The organism is Streptomyces sp. NPDC007901 (assembly GCF_042959465.1).
Taxonomy (GTDB): domain Bacteria; phylum Actinomycetota; class Actinomycetes; order Streptomycetales; family Streptomycetaceae; genus Streptomyces.
This window is the reverse complement of the sequence record NZ_JBIBKW010000101.1, coordinates 1-1530: the sequence shown is the minus strand read 5'-3', so window position 1 is coordinate 1530 and position 1530 is coordinate 1. Positions and strand designations below refer to the sequence as shown.

Here is a 1530-nt window from a genome sequence, read left to right as displayed (position 1 = left end):
TGTTGTTGTGGCCCTCGACTGCGCCGGAGCTGTAGCGCAGGGTCAGCCCGGCGACGACGGCGTCGAGGTCTTGCAGGAGGCCGGTGGCGAAGGTCTGTAGGGCGGGGACCTGGTCTTGTTGGACGCGGGTGATCCAGTCTTTGAGCTGGTGGCCGCGGCGGTCGTTCATCAGCTCGGCGAATGCTCGGACGTGCTCGGCGGTGCGGGCGAGTGTCGGGACGCGCGCGAGGATCTCCTTGAGTTGCTGCGCGTCGTCGGTGTCGAGCCGGTCGGGGTGGCGTGTAATCCACCCGGTCACGTCCCTCACGGAGGGCTTGCGGCGGGGCGGGTCCTGGCGCGGGAACGCTTCGCGCAGCTGCCGCACGTAGACTCGGACGATCTGCTCCTGGCCGGGGAACCCGCGGTGCCGGATCTCCTCGAACAGGCGGCGGGCGACGGTGATGCCCTCGGCGTACCGCTGGTTGAGGTAGGGCTTGTAGGGGTCGAGGATGCTGGTGCGTCCGGTCCAGCGTCCAACCAGCAGTTCGTCCGGGTCGAACGCGTGGGCCAGTCGGCGGACGGTGCCGCGGGCCAGGCCCAGGCGCCGGCCGATGGCACGCAGGCTAACGCCCTCGCGGATGAGGTCATGGACGGCCGCGTGCTGTTCGCGGACGCGGTCCGACAGGCGTCCGGTCCGACGGGGCTCGGCAGCGGTGGCCGGCAGGGACACATTCTGGCCGGGACCGGCGGGTGGCGGGGGTTCGGGAAGCAGCGCGCGGTGCTGGAGCACGGTCCTCTCGACGGCATCGGCGAGGTTCTGCCACAGGTGGAACCGGTCGGCGACGTGGATGGCGTCGGGGGCGCCGAGCCGTGCGGCTTCGGCGTAGAGGGCGGAGCGGTCGCGGCAGATGACCTTGACTCCGGGGTGGGCCGCCAGCCAGGAACGGACCGTCTCGACGGTGCGATCGGGCAGCAGGTCGACGGGCCGACGGGTTTCGATGTCGACCAGGATGGTCGCGTAGACGTGGCCCTTGCGCAGGGCGAACTCGTCGATTCCCAGCACGCGCGGCGCCGACGGCGCGGGTTCGGGAACAGCGCGTATCAGTCTGAGCAGCGTGGAACGGCTGACCGGGACGGCGAAGGCCTCGGCCAGGCGGGAGCCGGCCCGGCCGGCGAGCATGAGCCCGAGCCGCTGCAACGCTGACTGGAGTTGTTGGCTTCGGCGTCCGTATCGGAAGGTGACGCCCTTGAGTTGCTCTACGAACGTCGCCCGCTCGCACGCTTGTTGGCGGCAGCGGAACCGGCGGACCCGTAACTCGATCACGACGCGGCGCTGGGCTGCCGCGCTGTCGTCGAGCCGGCGCACGTAGCTGCTGTGGACGCGGCCCGACGGCGTCCCGCACGACGGACACTCCGCACTCACCCTGGTCGTGGCGGCGTGGACGGTGACGTGGTTGGCGTGGATGGTGACGTCGCTGATCGCGACGTCGGTGGTCTGGTGGAGCCAGAGGTCCTGGAGCGGGTCGTGGGTCACGACCGCTCATGATCGCG

1 protein-coding gene is annotated in these 1530 nt (G+C 70.8%); it reads right to left on the bottom strand.

Annotation, left to right across the window (positions count from 1 at the left end; translation table 11 throughout):
- The coding region (locus ACFZDK_RS55830) for an ISL3 family transposase (RefSeq protein WP_390987117.1) at positions 1–1513 on the bottom strand (1513 nt) is incomplete at its 3' end.
- Positions 1514–1530: the final 17 nt, after the last annotated feature.